This is a genomic window from Neobacillus drentensis (assembly GCF_036962765.1).
In the GTDB taxonomy this organism is placed as follows: domain Bacteria; phylum Bacillota; class Bacilli; order Bacillales; family Cytobacillaceae; genus Neobacillus; species Neobacillus drentensis_C.
In genome coordinates this window covers 1-6,740 of the sequence record NZ_JBALOS010000287.1, presented here as the reverse complement: position 1 = coordinate 6,740, position 6,740 = coordinate 1, and the positions used below count along the sequence as shown (strand labels likewise).

The 6,740-nt window shown below is 39.2% G+C and carries 7 protein-coding genes; 2 read left to right on the top strand and 5 right to left on the bottom strand.

Annotated features, from left to right (window positions below):
• From V7137_RS27125 to V7137_RS27110, 4 genes are all read right to left on the bottom strand, one after another.
• Positions 1 to 282, bottom strand: a 282-nt coding sequence (locus V7137_RS27125; RefSeq protein ID WP_335700949.1) for a hypothetical protein, incomplete at its 3' end; no start/stop codon positions are given.
• Positions 283 to 345: 63 nt separating this feature from the next.
• Positions 346 to 1,194, bottom strand: a complete 849-nt coding sequence (locus V7137_RS27120) for a DegV family protein (protein ID WP_335700948.1) — start codon at positions 1,192 to 1,194, stop codon at positions 346 to 348.
• Between the two features lie 128 nt (positions 1,195 to 1,322).
• Positions 1,323 to 2,009 (bottom strand): response regulator transcription factor, encoded by a 687-nt coding sequence (locus V7137_RS27115; RefSeq protein ID WP_335700947.1) that lies wholly within the window; start codon positions 2,007 to 2,009, stop codon positions 1,323 to 1,325.
• A gap of 65 nt (positions 2,010 to 2,074) precedes the next feature.
• A complete protein-coding gene (locus V7137_RS27110; RefSeq protein WP_335700946.1) occupies positions 2,075 to 3,217 on the bottom strand; it encodes a sensor histidine kinase in 1,143 nt (380 codons plus the stop codon).
• 320 nt (positions 3,218 to 3,537) lie between these two features.
• On the opposite strand from V7137_RS27110, the gene V7137_RS27105 reads away from it, so the two are divergent.
• Positions 3,538 to 4,170: a YigZ family protein gene (locus tag V7137_RS27105; RefSeq protein WP_335700945.1), complete on the top strand. Its 633-nt coding sequence runs from the start codon at positions 3,538 to 3,540 to the stop codon at positions 4,168 to 4,170.
• 147 nt (positions 4,171 to 4,317) lie between these two features.
• On the top strand, positions 4,318 to 5,319 hold the full coding sequence (locus V7137_RS27100) for an LCP family protein (protein ID WP_335700944.1): 1,002 nt from the start codon (positions 4,318 to 4,320) through the stop codon (positions 5,317 to 5,319).
• Between the two features lie 137 nt (positions 5,320 to 5,456).
• Here V7137_RS27100 and V7137_RS27095 read toward each other — a convergent pair whose 3' ends face one another.
• Complete coding sequence (locus V7137_RS27095; RefSeq protein WP_335700943.1) at positions 5,457 to 6,506, bottom strand: glycosyltransferase family 4 protein; 1,050 nt, start codon at positions 6,504 to 6,506, stop codon at positions 5,457 to 5,459.
• Positions 6,507 to 6,740 lie beyond the last annotated feature (234 nt).

Below are 6,740 nucleotides of genomic sequence, written 5' to 3'. Positions count from 1 at the left end.
TTTCCCGCCGATTCCACAATGGATTCCGCCTAACCTCTTTTGGATACCCTTTTTAGTGGGTTTCGTGCCCATACACTGTTCAGTTTGCGCGCTAGCGCTCGGCTCGAGGATTCCGCCGATTTGGCCGGGGATTCCGCCGTTTGTTGGAATTATTCCGCCTAACTTGGGTCGGATTCCGCCGACTTTGTAACTTTTCCCGCCGATTCCCCAATTGATTCCGCCAAACCCCTTTTGAATACCTTTTTTAGTGGGTTTCGAGCCCATACACTGATCAGCTTTCACGAGAGCTCTCACCCCCATAAAATCAAAAACCATTCCGGCCCAGAGGGCGGAATGGCAGGTAATTTACTTATCTAATTTTTCCATCCACCCCAAGCCCATGGCTCCTTCGCCGAGGTGGGTACCGATGACAGCGCCGAAGTATCCGATGGTAAATTCGACGTTTGGATACATGGCAGACAGTCCAGCGTGCCATTCCTTGGCGTCTTCCTCACGATTGGCGTGAATAATGACAGCTTGATAGCTGTTGCCGCTAGATGCATCCTCATCAAGCAGGTCAACGATCCGTTTCATTGCTTTCTTTCGGGTGCGGATTTTTTCTAATGGGACAATGACCTTGTTTTCGAAATGAAGCAGTGGTTTAACTTGAAGGAGGCTTCCGAAAAAGGCTTGGGCACTGGAGAGACGCCCACCTCGTTGCATGTGGGCTAAATCGTCCACCATGAAATAGGCCCGTGCCGTTTGTTTTAATGCTTCTAAATGGGCGATAATGGAAATAGCATCCTCACCTTGGGATGCCAATTTTGCGGCCTCGATTGCATAAAAACCTTGCACCATGCAGCTGATTTCTGAATCAAATGGATACACGCTGATGCCGTCTACCATCGTACTGGCAGTGACAGCACCTTGATAAGTGCCGCTGATTCCACTTGAAAGATGGATACTAATGACAGCATCATACTCCTTAGCTAGGCTTTCAAATAAATCGATAAACTGGCCAATCGGTGGCTGTGAAGTGGTTGGCAACTCTTTCGTCTTCACCTCTTCGTAAAACTGGCTCCAGGTAATATCGACTTCTTCCTGATAAACCTCGTTTCCGAAGATGACATGTAAAGGGATCATATGTATATTCCATTTATCTCGTAAATCCTTAGGGATGTACGCAGTACTATCCGTAACGACGGCTGTCTTCATAAAAAAATACCATCCTTATCTTTTTAACTACTCTATGGCATTTTTTATTTTATATGAAATACTAATAAATTGCATTAATTGGCCAAACAAAAAGAGCATACTTTTCAGCATGCCCTTGGTTTGTTCTATTATTTTACCTCTACCCAGCCATTTTTAATGGCGACAACTACGGCTTGGGTGCGGTCATTAACGTTCATTTTTTGTAAAATGTTTGAAACGTGGTTTTTGACTGTTTTTTCGCTAATGAATAAAGCTTCGCCAATCCCGCGATTGCTTTTTCCATCGGCAAGCATTTGCAGCACTTCGCATTCGCGGCGTGTCAATAAATGCAATGGGCGACGGATTTCCATCGATTGCAAGTAAGCACCACCACTACGAGCAACACCCGCTGCCAGCTTGCGGTACTCGTTCACCAAATTATGAGTAACCTTTGGATGTAAATACGATCCGCCATCCGCTACCACTTTGACAGCTTCAATCAAGGCATCGGCATCCATTTCTTTTAAGAGGTAACCAATGGCCCCAGTTTGTAAGGCATGAGTTACATAGTTTTCATCATCGTGAATGGATAAGATTATAATCTTCGTGTCTGGGTATTTTTCAACCAATTCACGGGTAGCTTCGACACCATTCTTTTGCGGCATATTGATATCCATAATCACAACATCAGGTCGAAATTCTTCTACTAATCTTAAAGCCTCGCAGCCATCGTCACCTTCTGATACAACTTGGAACGATTTTTCGAATTCTAGTATTCTTTTAACACCTTCTCTAAATAGTTGGTGATCGTCTATAATGACAATTTTCGTAGTCAATTTTTACGCCTCCTAATCCTTCTAATTTCGAAATTTTCTCCATTGACGGTAGGTTCATTAGTTTTTTAGTTAATAAGTGGAACTCGAATCAGTACAGCGGTTCCCTTGCCTATTTTTGAATCAAAGGTTATTTCACCTTCAAGCAGGTCAACGCGCTCCCGCATCCCAATCATGCCAAATGACTCTGGTTTCTTTTCCGAAATATCAAAACCGACGCCATTGTCCTTGATCAAGACAGTAACTGCCGCATTGGTTATTTCTAACCGTACTTTGATTTCACAAGCATTTGCATGTTTTAATGCATTTTGAACTGATTCTTGAATCATCCGGAAGAGTGCGACTTCATACTTAGTTGGAAGTCGGCGTTCTAGTCCGATATTCACAAAATCAATTTTTGAGTGGTTATGATATTCTTCGATCGTTTGCAGGTATTTTCTGAGGGTAGGGACGAGACCTAAATCATCTAATGCCATCGGACGAAGGTCATAAATAATGCGCCGGACTTCATAAAGTGCCGAACGGACCATTTTTTTAAAGCTATTAACCTCCGAAAAAGCCTCTTCTGCGCCCTTTTCCCTATAGACTCGTTCAATTAAATCTGAGCGCATAATGACATTGGCAAGCATTTGGGCAGGACCATCGTGAATATCCCTTGAAAGCCGCTTGCGCTCTTCTTCCTGTGCTTCAATGATTTTTAAGCCGAAATCTTGTTTGGCTTTCGCAACTTCGAGTACTTTACCAACCTGCTTTAAATCACTGGTTAAGTAATTCATGACAACCGAGATTTGCGAAATAAGCTGGTCGGCACGATCAATCGTTTCGTCCAACCCTACCAGACGATTTTCAAGATCTGCTCGTTTATCCAGCAGCTGCTTTTTGTATTGCCAATTTATCGAAAGATCCATTTGTAGTTGATGTGCCTTTTCATAGGCATCACGGACTTCTTCTTCCGTGTAATTTTTAAAATTCATACTGACTTCTGACAGCATGCTCCGTGCTTCAAGGACTTGTCTTTCAAGTTCCTCGCCTTCTGTTGTGAGTTTTACCATCATTTGCTTAATATTGTCTAATTCATTGATCATTTTTTCATAATCTTGACGGCATTGCTCACCTATCTGGAAGATGTCACTTTTGCTGCAAGTAACGGTTTCAATCATTTCCTCACGAATTTCATCAATTGATTTCATATTAATCTGCTTAATTTTCATACACATTCCTCCGATAAGAAGAGCAATAAGCGCCTAAACGCACAAGCTATGCAATATTCTAATTTCAAAGAAATTAATTTCATATCTTTGGACTTTTTCTTACATACCTTTTAACATATTTTACATTGGATTGAAACAATTTGCTAATCATATCCTAGACACTACCGTTCGTTTCAGAAAAAAGTAGTATAATAGGAATACCTCTATCTGCCTAGAAGCAGCTTTTCACTACTTTGAACTTTTTTATTATAACACGGAAATTTTACTGCCATATTAAAGTTATATTACACCATTATGATATTTAGGAAGGAGAGCGCATAATGTTACCTCGATACAATACAGTAAAACAAGCTGGTGAGCATGAAATTATTATTCAAAAATCACGTTTCATTGCTCACATTAAAAGATCAGAATCAGAATTGGGCGCTCAAGAATTTATCCAGGCATTGAAAAAAAAATATTGGGATGCCTCTCATAATTGTTCCGCTTATTTAATTGGCGAGCACGATCAAATACAGAAAGCCAACGATGATGGTGAACCAAGCGGGACAGCGGGGGTTCCTATTCTTGAGGTATTGAAAAAAAGGAAACTGAAGGATACCGTAGTGGTCGTTACCCGCTACTTTGGCGGGATTAAATTAGGAGCAGGCGGATTAATCCGTGCTTATGGAAAGGCAACCTCTGAAGGTCTGGATGCAGTCGGAATCGTAGAAAGAAAATTAATGCAGGTTTGCCATGTCAAAATTGATTATTCATGGCTTGGAAAGATTGAAAATGAATTACGATCGTCCATTTATATCCTTAAAAATATTCAGTACCTCGAAAATGTCGAAGTGGAAGTCTTTGTCGAAGAAGAGAAACAGCAGGCGTTCACCGAGTGGATGATTGAACTCACCAATGGACAAGCAGAGATTACAAAAGGAGAAATGACCTATCTAGAGTCCGATATATAGGCATTTCTTTTCTTTCATCTTGACAAAAAATAGTAATTTTCTATATTTACAAAATTTTGTTTTACCAATCTCAATAAATATTATAAAATAGAATAGATTTTCAACAAAAGCTGACATTTTTCTACTTTACCTACTAGGAGGCAATCTATGTCTGTCAATAGACAAGTTTATAAAAATAATAAAAAAGGCAAGAAAAGACGGAAACGAATATTGCTATGGATCATCATGCCGATTCTATTATTGATTATCGGTGCAACCGCATATGGCGGATTTTTGTATAACAAGGCTGAATCGGTAATGAATAAATCCTACAAGCCAATTGAACGTGAAACGAAGAAAGCAAACACCAATGTTAAACTTGAAAATACATCGATATTATTTATTGGTGTTGACGATAGTGAAAAACGGAAGTCAAGCGGCAACTCTCGTTCGGATGCCTTGATGCTTGCTACGTTTAATAAAGAAGAAAAATCTATTAAACTACTAAGTATACCGCGTGATTCCTATGTTCATATACCTGAGAAGGATATTTATACGAAAATTACTCACGCACATGCATATGGCGGCGTGAAACTTACACTTGAAACAGTTGAAGAGTTACTTGATGTCCCAGTGGATTATTATGTAAAAATGAACTTTAACGCGTTTATTGATGTTATTAATGCCCTTGATGGGGTCGAAGTTGACGTTCCGTTCACCTTCTCAGAACAAGATTCCGAGGACCACGCAAAAGCCATTACCTTGAAAAAAGGCTTACAAGAACTTGATGGTGAGCAAGCACTAGCATTTGCACGGACAAGAAAAATTGATAGTGATATCCAAAGAGGACTGCGCCAGCAGCAAATCTTTAAGGCCATTCTCGCAAAAGGTTCATCCATTAAGTCGATTACAAATTACACAGATGTAATGGAAGCTGTTGGAAAAAACATGTCGACCGATTTAACGTTCGATCAGATGAAATCATTTATCAGCTATGTCCAAGCAGGTTCTGGAATTAATGTTGAATCGATGTCACTAAAAGGTTCTGACGACTATATTGATCGTGTTTATTATTATAAATTAGATGAAACTGCATTAGAAGAAACGAAATCAAAATTGAAGGAACATCTTAACAGAACAACTACAGCTAGTTCAACGGATAGTGAATAATCAAAGAACCCGGATCAGTAAATTCCGGGTTCTTTTTTTGCATAAATTTTAAGTAAAAGCCAACAATAAAAGGGTAATCCACAACGAAACAGCCTGCCGTGGTTCACCCTTTTAATAGAGTCACTATTCTTTTAGATTTACCTGTTTCTGTTCAAAATCCCCATAATACGGAGGAGCGGCCGATAATTTTTATTGATTAAACCAATCGTTTCAACAAATAGTTCAATCGCGAGCACGATAATGGTCATGATTAAGATGGAACCCCATACCGTTGTGATGGTAAAAATAAAGGCTGCAAGACCGAACATGGCTGCCATTGCATAAATCAACAGAACCGTTTCACGATGAGTGAAACCTAGTTCGAGTAAGCAATGGTGTAAATGGGATTTATCCGGAGCAGATAATGATTTCTTATTGTATATACGGCGGATGATAGCAAAAAACGTATCTGAAATTGGAACACCTAAAATAATAATTGGAACAACAAATGAGATTAACGTTACATTTTTAAAACCAAGTAAGGATAGTACCGAGATCATATAACCAAGGAAGAGTGCGCCGGAATCACCCATAAAAATTTTAGCGGGATGAAAATTAAAGAGTAAAAATCCTAACGTGCTGGCAAGAAGGATTGTCCCCATCGCGACTACATAACCATTCCCCATCACAATCGCCATTCCGGAAATGGTGATAAAGGCGATCGAGGAAACGCCAGCTGCAAGACCATCCAATCCATCAATCAAATTGATGGCATTAGTAACGCCGACAATCCAGATTACTGTTATCGGGATACTAAAGATACCAAATTCTAAGTAACCATTAAATGGTAAGTTAATAAATTCAACTTCCACTCCGCCCCACATCACGACGATCAATGCGGAAATGATTTGTAAAGCGAATTTTAATTTAGCTGATAATTCATATATATCATCTAACATACCAGTAATTAATATGATGACTCCCCCAGCAATAATAGCAGCATGGTAGGGACTATTTGGATGCAGGATTAATATACCTAATAGAAAACTGATATAAATCGCTAAACCGCCTAAACGCGGCATAATCTTTGAATGTACTTTACGCTGATTAGGACTGTCCGTTGCTCCTAATTTAAAAGCCAATTTTTTAACAATTGGAGTCATTAAAATGGAGCATAAAAAACATAATATTAAGGTCAGATATAACATGGAGACCCTCCCTATGAATATAATGCCCCATTAATAAATTTTAGAAACAGGCACATATTTCTAAGAACATATTATAGCATACCAATTTTTACTTTGGTATAAATTAATAAATTATCAGAAATTTCAAACTTAAACTATATTTGCTAGTAATGAACTTCTATCACCATGTAAGACGCTTGAAGGGCGCAAAAGGTTACAATTTTTTCTTTTAAAAAGGCTTTGTTAAACATGCCT